Origin of the sequence: Olsenella sp. An285, from assembly GCF_002159625.1 — a bacterium.
Lineage (GTDB): Bacteria > Actinomycetota > Coriobacteriia > Coriobacteriales > Atopobiaceae > Thermophilibacter > Thermophilibacter avicola.
Genome location: NZ_NFIZ01000009.1, coordinates 1 through 15,524, shown reverse-complemented (window position 1 = coordinate 15,524; position 15,524 = coordinate 1). Strand labels below are relative to the sequence as shown.

Here is a 15,524-nt window from a genome sequence, read left to right as displayed (position 1 = left end):
AGGACGCGCCCACGACCGTAACCAGCAGGACACACCCCCGTGCTATGATACCGGGCATTTCTGGACGCCCATCGGACCCGGGGAGGCCCGCATGATAGCAGTAGTCAGGGACTCGGCCACGACCGAGCAGCTCGACCTCTTTGTCAAGTGGATCGAGGACCGCGGATTCAGGACCAACGTCTCGCAGGGCGACCACGAGACGCTCGTCGGCATCATCGGCGACACCACGCAGATCGACCCCTTCATCCTGGAGAGCATGGACATCGTCGAGCGCGTCCAGCGCGTCTCGGAGCCGTTCAAGCTCGCCAACCGCAAGTTCCACCCGGAGGACACCGTCGTGGACTGCGGCCACGGGGTGCTCGTGGGCGGGGGCCACTTCCAGGTCATCGCGGGCCCGTGCTCCGTCGAGGGCGAGAACCTCGTCACCATCGCGCGCGCCGTCAGGACCGCCGGCGCCACCATGCTGCGCGGGGGCGCCTTCAAGCCCCGCACCTCCCCCTACGCCTACCAGGGCATGGGAGAGAAGGGCCTCGACCTTCTTCTCGAGGCGGGTGCCGAACTGGGCATGCCCGTCGTGACCGAGGTCATGGACCCGCGCGACGTTGAGCTCTTCGTGGAGAAGGGCGTTGACGTCCTGCAGATCGGCGCGCGCAACGCCCAGAACTTCGCCCTTCTCAGGGAGGTGGGCCAGACCTCCACGCCCGTCCTCCTCAAGCGCGGCATGTCCGAGACCATAGACGAGCTCGTCCTGGGAGCCGAGTACGTCATGAGCGAGGGCAACGCCAACGTCATGCTCTGCGAGCGCGGCATCCGCACCTTCGAGACGCGCACGCGCAACACCTTCGACGTCAACGCCGTGCCGGTGCTCAAGCACCTCACGCATCTCCCCGTCATCGCCGACCCCAGCCACTCCACCGGCTACACGCGATACGTGCGCTCCGCCGCCTACGCCGCAACCGCCGCGGGCGCCGACGGCCTGGAGATCGAGGTCCACGACTGCCCCAGCAGGGCGTGGTCGGACGGTGCGCAGGCGCTCACGCCGGAGCAGTTCACCGACGCCATGCGCCGCATCGCCCTCATCCGCGAGGCCGTGACGGCAGAGATCGAGGAGGCGTAGATGGCTGTCGAGAACGCGACTGGCGAGAAGAGCGTCGCGCCGGAGGCGACCTTCGTCCCCGGGCGTCGCGGCGTGGTGAGCCTGGGGCTCATGGGCGGCTCCTTCGCCAAGGCCTTCGCCGCCGCCGGCGCGGAGGTCTTCGCCTGGAACCGCACGCGCTCCACCCTTGAGCTCGCCATGATCGAGACCGTCACCGGAGAGCTCGACGAGTCCACGGTCCCCACCTGCGAGCTCATCGTGCTCGCGGGCTACCCCGCCTCCACCGTCGAGTGGCTCGAGCGCTACGCGCACCTCGTCTCCCCGGGCGCCATCGTCATCGACGCCGTGGGCGTGAAGCGCGCCATCTGCGAGCGCTGCGAGAAGATCTGCGAGGGGCTCCCCTTCACCTTCGTGGGGTGCCACCCCATGGCGGGCACCCAGTTCTCCGGCTTCGCCCGCGCCCGCGCCACCATGTTCCGCGGCGCCCCCATGGTCGTGGTCCCGCCCCGGATGGGCGACCTCGCCCGCGCGGACGTGCTCGAGCGCCTGAAGGAGCTCCTCGCACCCTGCGAGTTCGGCAGCTTCACGCTGGCCACGGCGGAGGAGCACGACCGCATCATCGCCTTCACCTCTCAGCTCGCGCACGTGGTCTCAAACGCCTACGTCAAGAGCCCCACGGCCCGCGAGCACCGGGGCTTCTCGGCCGGCTCCTACCGCGACCTCACGCGCGTGGCGCGCCTCAACGCGCCCATGTGGACCGAGCTCTTCCTCGACAACGCCGACTTCCTGTCCGAGGAGATCGGGACCATCATCGCCAGCCTGCAGGCATACAAGGACGCCATAGACGCTCGCGACGCGGAGCGGCTCCAGGCGCTCCTTGCGGAGGGCGACAGGATCAAGCGGGAGGTCGAGGGAAGATGACGTCCGGCGAGAAGAACCACGAGATTATCAACGTCCACGTGGGCGCCGCCTCGCGCGCCTACGACGTGCTGGTGGGGCCCGGGGCCCTCGCCCTTCTCGGCGAGGTCACCCGCAGCGTCGCGGGGGACGCTCGCGTCTGCGTGGTGAGCGAGACCAACGTGGCGCCCCTCTACGCGGACGCCGCCGAGGCCTCGCTCTCGGCCGCGGGAATGGGCGTGGCGCCGAGGATCGTCTTTCCCGCCGGCGAGGCGCACAAGGGGCTCGGGACGCTCGGGGGCATCCTCGAGGGCCTCGCGGAGCGCGGACTCACGCGCGACGATGTCGTGGTGGCGCTGGGGGGCGGCGTCACGGGTGACATGGCGGGCCTTGCCGCCGCCCTCTACCTGCGCGGGATTCGCGTGGTGCAGGCACCGACCTCGCTCCTTGCCATGGTCGACTCCTCGGTGGGCGGAAAGACCGCCGTGGACATCGCGGCAGGCAAGAACCTCGTGGGCGCCTTCTGGCAGCCCTCGGCAGTGGTTGCGGACGTGAGCTGCCTCGAGACGGTCTCGCCCGAGCTCCTCACGGACTCCTGCGGAGAGGTGGTCAAGCACGCGGTCCTGGCAGACGGCGAGCTCCTGGACAGGCTGACCGTGAGCCCGCTCAACGCGCCGGGCGCCTCCGCCGACGAGGTCGCCGCGATCGTCGCGAGAAACATAGAGATCAAGCGCGACGTGGTGGAGGCGGACGAGCGGGAGCGCGGGCTCAGGCAGACGCTCAACCTTGGCCACACCGTGGGGCATGCCATAGAGGCCGCGAGCGACTTTGCGCTGGGCCACGGCACGTGCGTGGCCGCGGGGCTCTGCATCGTGGCCCGCGCCTCGGAGAGCCGCGGCTGGTGCTCCGGGGAGACCCGCAGGCGCATCGAGCGCTGCGTCCGAGCGCACGGCCTGCCCGTCACGACCGACCTTCCGGCGGACGTCCTCATGGGCTTCCTCGCGCACGACAAGAAGCGCCACGGCGACGGCGTGAACCTCGCTGTGCCGGCCGAGGTCGGGCGCGCGGAGGTGCGGCGCGTGTCGCTCGCCGAGATGCGCGAGCTCCTTGACGCCGGCCTCGAGATGACGGGGGCGGCCTCATGAGGGCCGTCATAGAACCCGCGCGCCTCTCGGGGGCAGTCGAGGCGCCGTCCTCCAAGTCCGAGGCGCACCGCCTGCTTATCTGCGCCGCGCTTGCCTCCGGGACCAACAACGTGGACTGCACCACCACCTCGGACGACATCGACGCCACCATCTCCTGCCTCGAGTCTCTCGGCGCAGGTGTCGCGCGCACGAGGCTGGGCTTCCGCGTGACCCCCGTGCCCGCGAAGGAGAGCCGCCCCGACGACCAACCAGAAGCGGCGCTCGACTGCGGGGAGTCCGGCTCCACGCTGAGGTTTCTGCTCCCCGTGGTGGCCGCGCTGGGGCGCACCGCGAGCATAACGGCGCACGGCAGGCTTCCGCAGCGGCCGCTCTCCCCTCTCTACGAGGAGCTCGTCGGGCACGGGGCAGCGCTCTCTCCCCAGGGCGAGGTCCCGCTGCGCGTGAGCGGGACGCTCCTGCCGGGACGCTTCTCCCTACCCGGGAACGTGTCCTCGCAGTACGTGAGCGGCCTTCTCCTGGCGGCGCCCCTCATGGGCGAGCCCGTCGAGGTCGTGGTGACCGAGCCCGTGGAGTCCCGCCCCTACATAGACATCACCGTCGCCGCGCTCCGGCGCTTTGGCGCGAAGGTGACCGAGGGCCGCGTTCAGACGCCCGAGGGATCGCCCGCCCGCTCCTTTGCCTGCTCGGCGCCTGCCGGGCTCGTCTCCCCCGGCACGGTCCGCGTGGGCGGGGACTGGTCCAACGCGGCCTTCTGGCTCGCCGCCGGGGCCATCTGCGGCCGCGAGCAGGGCGTGGCGGTCACGGGGCTCGACGCGCGAAGCCCGCAGGGGGACCGTCAGGTCCTTGCGGCGCTTGCCCTTCTCGGCGCACGCGTCCTGCGCTCAGCTGACGGCGCCGGCTGCGTGACCGACCGGCTGGCGGGGCGCACCATCGACGTCAGCGCCTGCCCGGACCTCGTGCCTCCCCTCGCCGCGGTGGCCGCCGTCGCCGAGGGCACGACCGCCTTCACGGGGGCGGCGCGCCTGCGCCTCAAGGAGTCCGACCGCCTCGAGACCGTCTCCGCTGCGATCCGCGCGCTCGGCGGGAGGGCGCGGGCGACGGAGGACGGCCTGCTCGTGGAGGGCGTCCCGGAGCTCGCGGGCGGCGTCGTGGACGCCGCGAACGATCACCGCATCGCCATGATGGCGGCGGTCCTCTCCACCCGCTGCGCCGGGACCGTCACCATCGAGGGCGCGGAGTGCGTCTCCAAGTCCTACCCGGCCTTCTTCGAGGACTTCGCCTCCCTCGGCGGCCACGTCCTCGCCTAAAACGGGACGTGCCTGAAACGTGCAAATATCTGCACATTTTAGGCACGTCCCCAAACGTGCAAGAATCTGCACAGAGCAGGCACGTCCCGCTTTGTGCCGCTTTGTGCAACAGAAAGGAGCAGCATGCCTTCAAGCATGGGAACCGCGCTCAAAGTGACCGTCTTCGGGCAGTCGCACTCCCCTGCCGTGGGATGCGTGGTCGAGGGCCTGCCCGCCGGCATGAGGGTCGATCTCGAGGCGCTCACCGCCTTCGTCGCGCGACGGGCTCCGGGCAACGATCCCTGGGGCACCCCGCGCAAGGAGCCGGACGTCCCCCGCATCGTCTCCGGCCTCAACCCCAACGGCGAGACCTGCGGCGCGCCGCTCGCCGCCGTCATAGAGAACACCAACACGCGCTCCGGCGACTACGGAAACATCCTCTCCGTGCCGCGCCCCGGGCACGCCGACTTCGCTGCGTGGGCCAAGTGGCACGGCGCACAGGACGTCCCCGGAGGCGGGCACTTCTCGGGCAGGCTCACCGGCCCGCTCTGCGTCGCCGGCGGGCTTGCCCTCCAGTGGCTCGAGAGCGGGGGCATTCGCGTGGCCGCCCATGTGGCAGAGCTCGCCGGGATCGTGGACGAGCCCCTCGCCGCTCTTGACAACTCCCCCGCGGCAAACGCCAGGCTCGCCGAGCAGATGGGCGCGCTCGCGGATGGCCGCCGCATGCCCGCGATCGACGCCGCCGCCGGCGAGCGGATGGTCGAGGCCGTGATGTCGGCACGCGCCCAGAGGGATACCGTGGGCGGCATCGTGGAGTGCGCCGCAACGGGCATCCCCGCCGGCGCAGGCTCCCCCATGTTCGACGGGATGGAGAACGTGCTCGCACGCGCCCTCTTTGGCATCCCATCGGTGAAGGGAGTCGAGTTCGGTCGGGGCTTTGAGGCGGCACGCCTGCGCGGGACGCAGAACAACGACCCCTATGAGGTGCGCGACGGACGCTGCGTCCCTGCGACCAACAACGCCGGCGGCATCCTCGGCGGCATCACCACCGGGGCGCCCCTCCTCGTGCGCTGCGCCTTCAAGCCCATCTCCAGCGTCATGGTTGACCAGCCCTCCGTCGACCTCACGAGCATGGAGCCCGCCACGCTGAGGGTCCACGGCAGGCACGACACCACCGCCGTGATCCGCGCGGTGCCCGTGGTGGAGGCCGTCTGCGCGCTGGGCGTCGCGGACGCGCTCCTGGCCTGGCCCGCGGACCCGCAGTAGCGCACACGCGCGCCCTTCTCGCCGGCCTCGACCTTTGAGGCCTCAAAAGTCGGGGGCGCAAGCTGGCAGGCAGGCAAGGCACCATCATAAGATCGAACCGTCGGAAACCAAGAAGGAGTCGCACATGCCGGAGCTCGGAGAGCTTAGACAGCAGATAGACCAGATCGACAGCCAGATCTTCTCGCTCTTTGCCGAGCGCGCCCGCGTCTCCGAGCGCGTCGCTGCCTACAAGCGCGAACACGGCCTGCGCGTCTTCGACCCCGCCCGGGAGCGCCAGAAGGTGGCCTCCGCCGCCGCGGCCGCCCCGGAGGACCTGGCGACCTACGCTCAGGTGCTCATGGAGCTCCTCATGGAGGCCTCGCGCTCCCGCCAGCACGCCCTTCTGGGGGACGTCGAGAAGGACCCCGTGCTCGCGCGCATAGACGCCGCCCGCGCCTCAACGCCTGAGCTCTTCCCGCGCTCCGCGCGCGTGTGCTGCCAGGGCGTCGAGGGCGCCTACTCGCAGATGGCGGCGGAGAAGTTCTTCAGGCGCCCGCAGATCGCCTACGCCCCCTCGTTCGACGCCGTCTTCCGCACCGTGGAGCAGGGGCTCGCGGAGTTCGGCGTCCTGCCGCTCGAGAACTCCACCGCGGGCTCGGTCAACCAGATGTTCGACCTCATGGTCGAGCACTCCTTCTACGTGGTTCGCACCACGCGCGTGAAGGTGGAGCACAACCTCCTTGCCCGCCGCGGCGCCACCATCGAGGGCATACGCGACATCTACAGCCACGAGCAGGCCATAGGCCAGTGCGCGGAGTTCCTCTCGGGCCTGCCGGACGTGCGCGTGCACGTGTGCGAGAACACCGCGGTCGCGGCCAAGCGCGTTGCGGAGTCGGGCCGCACGGACGTGGCCGCGCTCTCCTCCAGGTCCTGCGCCGACCTCTACGACCTCGACGTGCTGGTGGCCGACGCGCAGGACCATGACAACAACTACACGCGCTTCGCCTGCATCTCCCGGGACCTCAGGATCTACCCCGGGGCGGACCGCACCTCCCTCATGATCGTGCTGCCCCACGAGCCCGGCACCCTCTACAAGCTGCTCGCCAAGTTCTACGCGCTGGACATCAACCTCCTCAAGCTGGAGAGCCGCCCCATACCCGAGCGCGACTTCGAGTTCCGCTTCTACTTCGACATCGAGTGCCCCGTCGCCGCGCCGGAGTTCTCCGCCCTCATGTCCTCCATAGGCAGCCTCTGCCAGGAGTGCCGCTACCTGGGCTCCTACGCGGAGGTGATCTAGCGTGGCCGAGAAGAACGGTCCCGCAGCTGCCCCCCGCCCCATGACGGCCCCCTACGGCCTTCTGGGAAGGCGTCTCGGGCACAGCTGGTCGCCGCAGATTCACGAGCGGCTGGGCTCCTCCCCCTACGAGCTCGTGGAGCGCGAGCCCGAGGACGTGAAGACGCTCGTGCGCGAGGGCTCCTGGCGCGGCCTCAACGTCACCATCCCGTACAAGCGCGACGCCGCGCGCCTCGCGGACGTCCGCTCCCCCGCCGTGGAGCGCCTGGGGGCGGCCAACACCCTCGTTCGAGACGGGGTCGGCCGCATCGTGGCTGAGAACACCGACGTGCTCGGCTTTGCCTGGATGCTCGCGCGCTTCTGCCGCGACCGCCTGGGCGAGTCCGCGCGAGACGCCCTGGGCGGCCGGAAGGTGCTCGTCCTGGGCTCGGGCGGCGCGAGCCAGGCCGTCTCGTACGCGCTCTCCGAGGTCGCGGGCGCCGTCCCCCGCGTCATCTCGCGCAGCGGCGAGGACACCTACGAGACCCTCGCGGAGCGCCACGGTGACGCCGTCCTTCTCGTCAACACCACGCCGGTGGGGATGTTCCCCGCCTGCCCGGCGAGCCCGGTGGGCGACGAGACGCTGGCGAGCCTTACGGGCCTTCGCGGCGTGCTCGACGTGGTCTACAACCCGTGCCGCACGGGCATCTGCATGGCGGCCGAGCGCCTGGGGCTCCCCAGCGAGTCCGGCCTCCCCATGCTCGTGGCGCAGGCCCTCTACGCGAGCGAGCTCTTCCAGGGGCGCGAGCTCGACGACGCGCTCGTGCCCACGATCGAGCGGGAGATCGCCTCCCGGACGCAGAACGTCGTGCTCGTGGGGATGCCGGGAGCCGGCAAGACCACCTGCGGCAGACTGCTCGCCCGCGATCTGGGACGGCCCTTCGTGGACCTTGACGAGGCGATAGAGCTCGAGTGCGGCAGGACGCCCGCCCAGATCATACAAGAGGACGGAGAGGACGCCTTCCGCGAGGAGGAGACGCGCGTCACCGGCATCTACGGGGGCCGCTCGGGACTGGTGATCGCCTGCGGCGGCGGGGTCGTCACCCGAGAGCGCAACTATCCCCTGCTCCACCAGAACGGCGCCATCGTCTTTCTAGACCGGCCGGTCGGGGAGCTCTCCGACGCAGGGAGGCCGGTCTCGCAGGCAAAGGGGATCGAGCGGGTGGCCCGGGAGCGTATGGGGCTCTACCGGTCGTGGGCGGACGTCACCGTGGCCTGCACGGGCTCCGCGGAGGGTGACGCCGCGCTCGCCCGGGAGCTGCTGGGGCTGTAAGACACGGGGCCGAGGTGGCGACGCGCGACGTGCCCGGGGCGGAAGAGTGCCTTTTGTGAAGGCCACCGCCGTCTGCGGCACCGCTCGCCGGACTGGCCGGGCCTTTGAGCTGCCGCCCCGTATACTCTTCAGGTAGATAACGTGTTGTCGTGCTGGTGGTGAGAAGAGACGGGGCTCTTGCTCGCGATTCGACGACGGGAAGGATCGCGAAGTGGACAGGCAGCAGATCGCGGAGGAAGTCCTCGCGGCAGTGGGCGGCAAGGACAACGTCACGGCGAACGACATCTGCATGACTCGCCTCAGGCTCCTCACGAGCGACCCCTCGCTCGTGAACACCGAGCAGCTCTCATCCGCCCGAGGGGTCCTCGGCTTCGTCAAGCGCGGCGCCAACGGCATCGAGGTCGTCTTTGGCCCCGGGAAGGTCGAGGCCGTGCACGAGGCCATCGCCAGCATAACCGGCATAGACTCGGACGAGGACGCCTTCTCGGGCCCCATGGCCCAGCCCGCGCCCCTTCACGTCCACATCACGCCCAACCCGCTCCGTGACGCGGCGCTCTCCCAGAGCGAGGAAGACGGCTCCTTTGAGCCCGCCGCCGAGGCCACGGACTCCGTTGACGAGCTCATCAGCCTGCTTCACGAGCTCCCCGCCGGCGATGACATCGCAGACTCCCCCGACCCGCTGCCCGCGGACGACCTCGCGGAGGCGGAGGACGACAGCGACGCCCCAACGCGGGTCCTTGTGATCAACGGCCCCAACATCAACATGCTCGGCATCCGCGAGCCGGACATCTACGGCCACGACACCTACCAGACGCTGCTGCGCACCTGCCAGGAGGCCGCGACGGACGCCGGCTTCGACGACTGCACGTGCTTCCAGTCGAACCACGAGGGCGACCTCATCGACGCCATCCAGGACGCGTACGGCAGCTATGCCGGGATCGTCATCAACCCCGGCGCCTACACCCACACCTCGATCGCGCTTCTCGACGCCGCCAAGGCCGTCGGTCTGCCCATCGTGGAGGTCCACATCTCAAAGCTCGAGGACCGCGAGGACTTCCGTCAGGTCTCCTACATCCGTGCCGCCTGCTTCGAGACCATCAGCGGAGAGGGCATCGAGGGCTATCGCAGGGCGATCTTCGACCTCGCGGCGCACGTGGGGCTCTAGCGACGGGACCCGCGGGGCGTCAAACGGTCACGTCACCTTGGGCGCAGCGCCTCCACCCAAACCCGAGGAGTCGAGCTGGTCAGCAGTCAAACCTCACGCGCCACGCGTAGGCCAGCTGCCGCGGCAGTTCCACACGCCGTTCTCGTGGGCAATGAAGTCGACGGGAACGTCGAGGCCGTCCGTCGGGAGCGGGTTGGAGGAGAGCATCGTGGTGCGCGCGAGGCCGATCTTGTCCCCCGGGTAGAACGCGAGGAAGCGGTCGTAGTAGCCCCCACCGTATCCCACGCGATGGCCGGCGCCGTCAAAGACGAGGCCCGGCACCAGGCAGACGGACCCGACCATCTCCCTCACGGACACGGCAGGGACGTCGGGAGCTGGCTCGAGAATGCCCATGGTCCCGGGCTCAAGCTCGTCGAGCGAGGCTATCTCGTGAAACGCCATCGCGTGCGCCGCCCTGTTGACGCGCGGGACCGCGACGCGGCGGCCCTCCACCAGGAGCCCGTCTATCAGGATGCGGGTGTCCACCTCGGGCCCAAATGAGACGTAGGAGAGCACGAGCCGGGCATCGTCGAAGATGGGGAACTCATAGAGCTGGGAGAAGATCGCGGCGTCCGAGAGATCCTTGTTCTCCGGGGTGATGGTGGCGCGAACGGCAAGGTAGTTGCTTCTGAGGGAGCTCTTGTCAGCGTCTGTTCCATATGAGCTTGCCACTTGAGACTCCCCTCACGCGTGTCGTGGGTTCATTCTATCAGTGTTTTGGGCCGCCCGGTCCCAATCCGGGAGCCGTTTGCCGTACCATGGGAGACCGTTCGCACGGCAATTGACGCGCGCGAGAAGCGACGGCGCGCGAGACGGGAGTCACCATGCCCAACGAGGGAAGCTACGAGGCTGCAAAGCGCAGGAGCGACGAGGTCCACGCGGACCTTCTCGTCAACCCCGGAAAGTACACCATGCTCACGGGGGATCGCCCGACGGGCCGCCTCCACCTGGGCCACTACTTCGGCACGCTCGTAGACCGCGTGCGCCTGCAGGACATGGGCGTCCGCACCAACATCATCATCGCCGACTACCAGGTCATCACGGACAGGGACACCACCGAGCACATCCGCGACAACGTCTACAACATGGTCATCGACTACCTGGCCTGCGGGATCGACCCGGCAAAGACGATGATCTTCACGCACTCGGCGGTGCCCGAGCTCAACCAGCTCATGCTCCCCTTCCTCTCCCTCGTGACCGAGGCGGAGATGGAGCGCAACCCCACCGTCAAGGCCGAGCAGGAGGCCTCCGGCCACGCGCTCACGGGGCTTCTCCTCACCTACCCCGTGCACCAGGCCTGCGACATCCTCTTCTGCAAGGGCAACATCGTGCCCGTCGGCCGTGACCAGCTGCCGCACATCGAGATAACCTCCAAGATAGCCCGCCGCTTCAACGAGCGCTACGGCCATGTCTTCCCGGACGTCACGGGCCTGCTCACCTCCACGCCCCTGCTCCCCGGCCTCGACGGGCGCAAGATGAGCAAGTCCTACGGCAACGCGATCTCCATCTCCATGACGGCGGAGGAGACAGCCAAGCTCATCAAGAAGTCCAAGAGCGACTCCGAGCGCAACATCACCTTCGACCCCGACAACCGCCCGGAGATCTCCGGCCTTCTCACCACGGCTGGCATCTGCACCGGGCGCGACCCGCGCGAGATCGCCGAGGAGATCGGCATGGGCGGCGCCGGCCAGCTCAAGCGCTACGTCACCGAGGCCGTGAATACCTACTTCGCCCCCATCCGCGAGCGCCGCGCAGAAATCGAGAAGGACATGGGCTACGTGGCCGACGTCCTGCACGAGGGCAACCGCCGCGCCCGCGAGATCGCCGCGGCCACGCTCGACGAGGTCCGCGAGGCCATGGGGATGGTGTACTAGGCTTCGAACCCCCTCGGGGGCGATAAGGTCCGGCGCTCAGACAGCTTCGCGCGCAAAGGACGCGCGCTGCAGAACTCGCGGCGGACCTTATCGCCCCCTCTGTTATTCTCGCTACTTCTCACCGTCAGAGGACTCGTGGGCCTGCAGCAGGTCCGCCACCAGGCAGAGCGTCGTGCAGATGAGGGACACCAGCGTCGATACGAGTCCCAGGACGAGCAGGGGGAACGCGATGCTATGGGTGGCAGCAAGCTCTGCCTCGGCAAACGTCGCCGTCAGAAAAGGCTCTGCGGTCCCGTAGGAGGCCAGGGCGTCAAAGGAGCTCATTGCACGGGCGCACTCGCTGCATGCGACCCCGGTCAAGACAAAGCTCGCGGCGAGAAGGGCCGCCGCGATGACGGCGGCAGCAAGGGCGGCGCGCTTCATGCGCCCACGAAAGATAGCGAGTGCATTCATGGGGGCCTCCTCGATATGTCGTTAGTCTAGGGGTACCCGTTAGCGGGGCAGCCCAGAGGCCAGATACCGCGAGGTCGGCGAGCGTCCCCCCCCCGGTCGATAAGCGGCCCCGCTCCGGCGGAGGTCCCGGGCGGGGCCGTCAGGAACCTACCTCAGCGTCGCGTACATGACGGCCTTAATGCTGTGCAGGCGGTTCTCCGCCTCGTCGAAGACGCGGCTGCGCGGGCCCTCGAAGACCTCGTCGGTTACCTCGAGCTCGGCCAGGCCAAACTTCTGGTAGACCTCCTCGCCGATGGTGGTCTTGCGGTCGTGGAAGCTCGGCAGGCAGTGCATGAAGATCGCGTCGTCCTCCGCGCGCGCCATGAGCTCGGCGTTGACCTGGTACGGGGAGAGAAGGCGGATGCGCTCGCCCCAGAGGTCGGAGGACTCGCCCATGGAGACCCAGATGTCCGTGTAGATGACGCTCGCGCCGGTCGCGCCCTCGGCGACGTCTGCCGTGAGCGTGATCGTGGAGCCGGTCTCGGCGGCTATCGCGCGGCAGGTCTTCACGAGCTCGGCGTCCGGCATCTGCTCGGCAGGTCCGCACGCGGTAAAGTCGATGCCCAGCTTGGCGCAGACCACCATGAGCGAGTTGCCAACGTTGTTGCCCGCGTCACCCATGAAGGTCACCTTGCGCCCGCGCATGCCGTCCCGGCCAAACTCCTCCTCCATCGTGAGGACGTCGGCGATCATCTGCGTGGGGTGGAACTCGGTGGTGAGGCCGTTCCACACGGGCACGCCGGCGTACTCGGCGAGCTCCTCGACGCGCTCCTGGCCAAAGCCGCGGTACTCGATGCCGTCGAACATGCGGCCGAGCACGCGCGCGGTATCCGCGATGGACTCCTTCTTGCCGATCTGCGAGGCGCTCGGATCGAGGTAGACCGCGTGCATGCCAAGGTCCGCCGCCCCCACCTCGAAGGCGCAGCGCGTGCGCGTGGAGGTCTTCTCAAAGATGAGCGCGACGTTCTTCCCCTCGAGGTAGCGGTGCGCCTCACCCGCGCGCTTCTTGGCCTTGAGGTCGGCGGAGAGGTCCAGCAGGTAGCGGATCTCCTCGGGGGTGAAGTCGAGGAGCTTGAGGAAGTTTCGCCCGGAGAGGCTGACGGACATGGGGGGTCTCCTTTCCGCGTTGGTGATACGTGGGAAAGTGGAATCGTAGCACGCCGCCCAGGGTCCGCCCGCCGCGAGGGCCCCCGCTTGGCCGGCTCTTTTCACAACCTTAACCAAGAGGGCCCCGGCGGCGCGGTCAGCGGCTGCTATCATCGTCATGACATTCCCCGCGGCCGCGGCCGCACCCGTCTCGTGAAAGGCTTTCGCGATGAGCAAGGACAAGACCAAGGACTCCCTCGAGGAGGAGCCGCGCAAGAAGGACTCCAAGGAATCCCGCAAGGAGCAGGCCCTCAAGAAGGCTGCGGCAAAGTACGCGGGCGAGAAGGACGGCGAGCCCAGGAAGCCCGAGCGCGACTTCTCCTACACGCAGAACCGCGAGCTCAGCTGGCTGCGCTTCGATGACCGCATCCTCGACGAGGCCTACGACCCCGAGGTCCCCGCGTTCGAGCGACTCAAGTTCTGCGAGATCGTGGAGTCCAACCTCGACGAGTGGTTCATGATTCGCGTGGGCGGCCTCTCCGACCTCGCCTCGCTCAAGAACCAGCCCAAGGACAACAAGTCCAACATGACGCCCACCGAGCAGCTCGAGGCAATCTTCGACGCGCTGCCCTCCCTGGTGGAGCGCCACGAGAGGGGGCTCGCCGAGGTCGAGGCCCTTCTCGCCCAGCACGGGCTCGTGCGCGTCTCCCCCGCCGAGTACACCGAGGAGGACCGCGCCGCCGTCCTGCACCACTTCGAGCGACGCCTTGCCCCCATCATCTCCCCCCTCATCGTCGACCCGCGCCACCCCTTCCCCAACCTGAGGAACGGCCGCCTCTTCGTCGCGTGCTCGCTCGACGGCGTGGAGGAGACGAGCCTTCTGGGCATCATCGAGGTGCCCCGCACCGAGCAGCGCGTCGTTGCGCTGCCGGCCACGCCCAAGGCCTGGCGCTACACCCTGCTCGAGGACGTGCTCGAGACCTGCCTGGACCAGTGCTTCGGCGACTACGTCCCCAAGCGCTCCGCCGTGCTGCGCGTCACGCGCAACGCCGACATCGACCCGGACGGCGAGGGCGTCGAGGAGGAGGAGGACTACCGCCAGCACATGAAGAAGGTCCTCAAGCTGCGCCAGCGCCTGCAGCCGGTGCGCCTCGAGATCCGCGGCAAGCTGGGCAAGGCGCTCGAGGGCCTCATCGCCGACGAGCTCTCCCTCGAGCCGCGCCGCGTCTTCCGCCTCAACAGGCCCATAGACCTCGGCTACGTCTACGGCCTCGAGTCCCACATCCCAGACCACGAGCACGCCGCCTGCGTGTTCCGCCGCTTCGAGCCTCAGATCTCCCCGATGGTGGACCTCTCCCTTCCCATGCGCGGCCAGGTGGAGGACCATGACGTCCTTCTCACCTACCCCTACGAGTCCATGACGCCGCTTTTGCGCCTCGTGCGCGAGGCCTCGGCCGACGACGCCTGCATCTCCATCAAGATCACGCTCTACCGCGTGGCCAAGTCCAGCCACCTCTGCGAGAGCCTCATCAGCGCCGCCGAGGCGGGCAAGGACGTGACCGTCCTCATGGAGCTGCGCGCCCGCTTTGACGAGGCCAACAACATCGCCTGGGCGGAGCGCCTGGAGGACGCCGGCTGCACCGTCATCTACGGCTCCGAGGGCTTCAAGTGCCACTCCAAGATCTGCCAGATCACCTATCACGACCACGACGGCATCCGACGCATCACGTGCCTGGGCACCGGCAACTTCAACGAGAAGACCGCGACCCTCTACTCCGACTTCATGCTCCTCACCGCCGACGAGGGCATAGGCGCGGACGGCAACACCTTCTTCCGCAACCTCTCCCTCGGCAACCTCCGCGGCACCTATCGCCAGCTCGGCGTGGCACCCGTTGGCCTCAAGCCCCTCGTCATGCGCGGACTCGACCGCGAGATCGCGCGCGCCCGCGAGGGGGCGCCCGCGCGCGTCTTCTTCAAGATGAACTCCCTCACCGACCGCGACGTCATCGACAAGATCTCCGAGGCCTGCGAGGCCGGCGTCAAGGTGGTCATGGTGGTCCGCGGCATCTGCTGCATCAAGGCGGGAGTCCCGGACAAGACCGACGGCCTCGTGGTGCGCCAGATCGCCGGGCGCTTCCTCGAGCACGCCCGCATCTACGCCTTCGGCGAGTACGCGGACACGATCTACCTCTCGAGCGCGGACATGATGACGCGCAACACCGAGCGCCGCGTGGAGATCGCCTACCCCGTGCGCGACCCCGCTTGCTGCGAGATCGTGCGCCACTTTATCGAGCTCCAGCTCGCGGACAACGTGAAGGCGCGCCAGCTCACCTCCGAGGGCACCTGGGCGCGCGTGGACTCCCCCGAGGACGCTCCGCGCGTGAACTGCCAGGAGGAGTTCCTGCGCGAGGCCTACCTCCGCGCGAAGGAGGCCATGGAGGAGCGCGCCGCCGCGGCCAAGGCCCCGCGCGTGGAGCCCGCCCCCGAGTCTGTTCCCGAGCTCGCCGCCGAGGAAACTGCCGAGAAGGACGAGCCCTCCGACGTCGCCGAGCCCGTCCCCGAGCCGGCACAGGCCCCCGAGCCCGCCCCGGCC

13 protein-coding genes are annotated in these 15,524 nt (G+C 69.0%); 10 read left to right on the top strand and 3 right to left on the bottom strand.

Translation table 11 applies throughout. The annotated features are described in order from the left end of the window. Positions 1 to 91 precede the first annotated feature (91 nt). The 8 genes from aroF to B5F79_RS06955 all read left to right on the top strand — a co-directional run bounded on the left by aroF (position 92) and on the right by B5F79_RS06955 (position 9,440). Entirely contained in the window at positions 92 to 1,117 is a 1,026-nt protein-coding gene (gene aroF, locus B5F79_RS06990; RefSeq protein WP_087219400.1) for a 3-deoxy-7-phosphoheptulonate synthase, read from the top strand. Further along, complete coding sequence (locus B5F79_RS06985; RefSeq protein WP_087219397.1) at positions 1,118 to 2,017, top strand: prephenate dehydrogenase; 900 nt, start codon at positions 1,118 to 1,120, stop codon at positions 2,015 to 2,017. After that, a complete protein-coding gene (aroB, locus tag B5F79_RS06980; RefSeq protein ID WP_087219395.1) occupies positions 2,014 to 3,138 on the top strand; it encodes a 3-dehydroquinate synthase in 1,125 nt (374 codons plus the stop codon). Before B5F79_RS06985 ends, aroB begins: the two co-directional genes overlap by 4 nt. Continuing rightward, positions 3,135 to 4,445 carry a 3-phosphoshikimate 1-carboxyvinyltransferase gene (gene aroA / locus B5F79_RS06975; protein ID WP_087219392.1) on the top strand — a complete coding sequence of 437 codons (1,311 nt, stop codon included), beginning with the start codon at positions 3,135 to 3,137 and terminating at the stop codon, positions 4,443 to 4,445. Before aroB ends, aroA begins: the two co-directional genes overlap by 4 nt. Positions 4,446 to 4,568: 123 nt before the next feature. Beyond that, positions 4,569 to 5,690 carry a chorismate synthase gene (gene aroC, locus B5F79_RS06970; RefSeq protein ID WP_087219389.1) on the top strand — a complete coding sequence of 374 codons (1,122 nt, stop codon included), beginning with the start codon at positions 4,569 to 4,571 and terminating at the stop codon, positions 5,688 to 5,690. A 124-nt stretch (positions 5,691 to 5,814) separates the two neighbouring features. Next, positions 5,815 to 6,966: a bifunctional chorismate mutase/prephenate dehydratase gene (locus B5F79_RS06965; RefSeq protein WP_087219386.1), complete on the top strand. Its 1,152-nt coding sequence runs from the start codon at positions 5,815 to 5,817 to the stop codon at positions 6,964 to 6,966. 1 nt (position 6,967) lies between these two features. After that, positions 6,968 to 8,275: a shikimate kinase gene (locus B5F79_RS06960; protein WP_241147272.1), complete on the top strand. Its 1,308-nt coding sequence runs from the start codon at positions 6,968 to 6,970 to the stop codon at positions 8,273 to 8,275. A 211-nt stretch (positions 8,276 to 8,486) separates the two neighbouring features. Beyond that, complete coding sequence (locus B5F79_RS06955; protein WP_087219383.1) at positions 8,487 to 9,440, top strand: type II 3-dehydroquinate dehydratase; 954 nt, start codon at positions 8,487 to 8,489, stop codon at positions 9,438 to 9,440. 93 nt (positions 9,441 to 9,533) lie between these two features. Here the strand turns inward: B5F79_RS06955 and B5F79_RS06950 are convergent, their stop codons facing one another. Then, the gene (locus tag B5F79_RS06950) at positions 9,534 to 10,151 is read right to left on the bottom strand and encodes a 5-formyltetrahydrofolate cyclo-ligase (protein WP_087219380.1); all 618 of its coding nucleotides are present in this window, start codon (positions 10,149 to 10,151) and stop codon (positions 9,534 to 9,536) included. A gap of 152 nt (positions 10,152 to 10,303) precedes the next feature. Between B5F79_RS06950 and trpS the strand changes: the two genes are divergently transcribed. Further along, positions 10,304 to 11,353: a tryptophan--tRNA ligase gene (gene trpS / locus B5F79_RS06945; protein ID WP_087219377.1), complete on the top strand. Its 1,050-nt coding sequence runs from the start codon at positions 10,304 to 10,306 to the stop codon at positions 11,351 to 11,353. A 111-nt stretch (positions 11,354 to 11,464) separates the two neighbouring features. Here the strand turns inward: trpS and B5F79_RS06940 are convergent, their stop codons facing one another. Together B5F79_RS06940 and argF are read right to left on the bottom strand one after the other, a co-directional pair. After that, positions 11,465 to 11,806, bottom strand: coding sequence for a hypothetical protein (locus B5F79_RS06940; protein ID WP_087219374.1), 342 nt, complete (start codon positions 11,804 to 11,806; stop codon positions 11,465 to 11,467). Between the two features lie 147 nt (positions 11,807 to 11,953). Beyond that, complete coding sequence (argF, locus tag B5F79_RS06935) at positions 11,954 to 12,952, bottom strand: ornithine carbamoyltransferase (RefSeq protein ID WP_087219371.1); 999 nt, start codon at positions 12,950 to 12,952, stop codon at positions 11,954 to 11,956. 208 nt (positions 12,953 to 13,160) lie between these two features. Between argF and ppk1 the strand changes: the two genes are divergently transcribed. Beyond that, the coding region (ppk1, locus tag B5F79_RS06930; protein ID WP_143786265.1) for a polyphosphate kinase 1 at positions 13,161 to 15,524 on the top strand (2,364 nt) is incomplete at its 3' end.

Coding starts and splice junctions, on each gene's coding strand:
- B5F79_RS06985 (WP_087219397.1), top strand. CDS start 1,118: ATGGCTGTCGAGAACGCGACTGGCGAGAAGAGCGTCGCGCCGGAGGCG.
- argF (WP_087219371.1), bottom strand. CDS start 12,952: ATGTCCGTCAGCCTCTCCGGGCGAAACTTCCTCAAGCTCCTCGACTTC.
- B5F79_RS06940 (WP_087219374.1), bottom strand. CDS start 11,806: ATGAATGCACTCGCTATCTTTCGTGGGCGCATGAAGCGCGCCGCCCTT.
- aroA (WP_087219392.1), top strand. CDS start 3,135: ATGAGGGCCGTCATAGAACCCGCGCGCCTCTCGGGGGCAGTCGAGGCG.
- B5F79_RS06965 (WP_087219386.1), top strand. CDS start 5,815: ATGCCGGAGCTCGGAGAGCTTAGACAGCAGATAGACCAGATCGACAGC.
- aroC (WP_087219389.1), top strand. CDS start 4,569: ATGCCTTCAAGCATGGGAACCGCGCTCAAAGTGACCGTCTTCGGGCAG.
- trpS (WP_087219377.1), top strand. CDS start 10,304: ATGCCCAACGAGGGAAGCTACGAGGCTGCAAAGCGCAGGAGCGACGAG.
- aroF (WP_087219400.1), top strand. CDS start 92: ATGATAGCAGTAGTCAGGGACTCGGCCACGACCGAGCAGCTCGACCTC.
- aroB (WP_087219395.1), top strand. CDS start 2,014: ATGACGTCCGGCGAGAAGAACCACGAGATTATCAACGTCCACGTGGGC.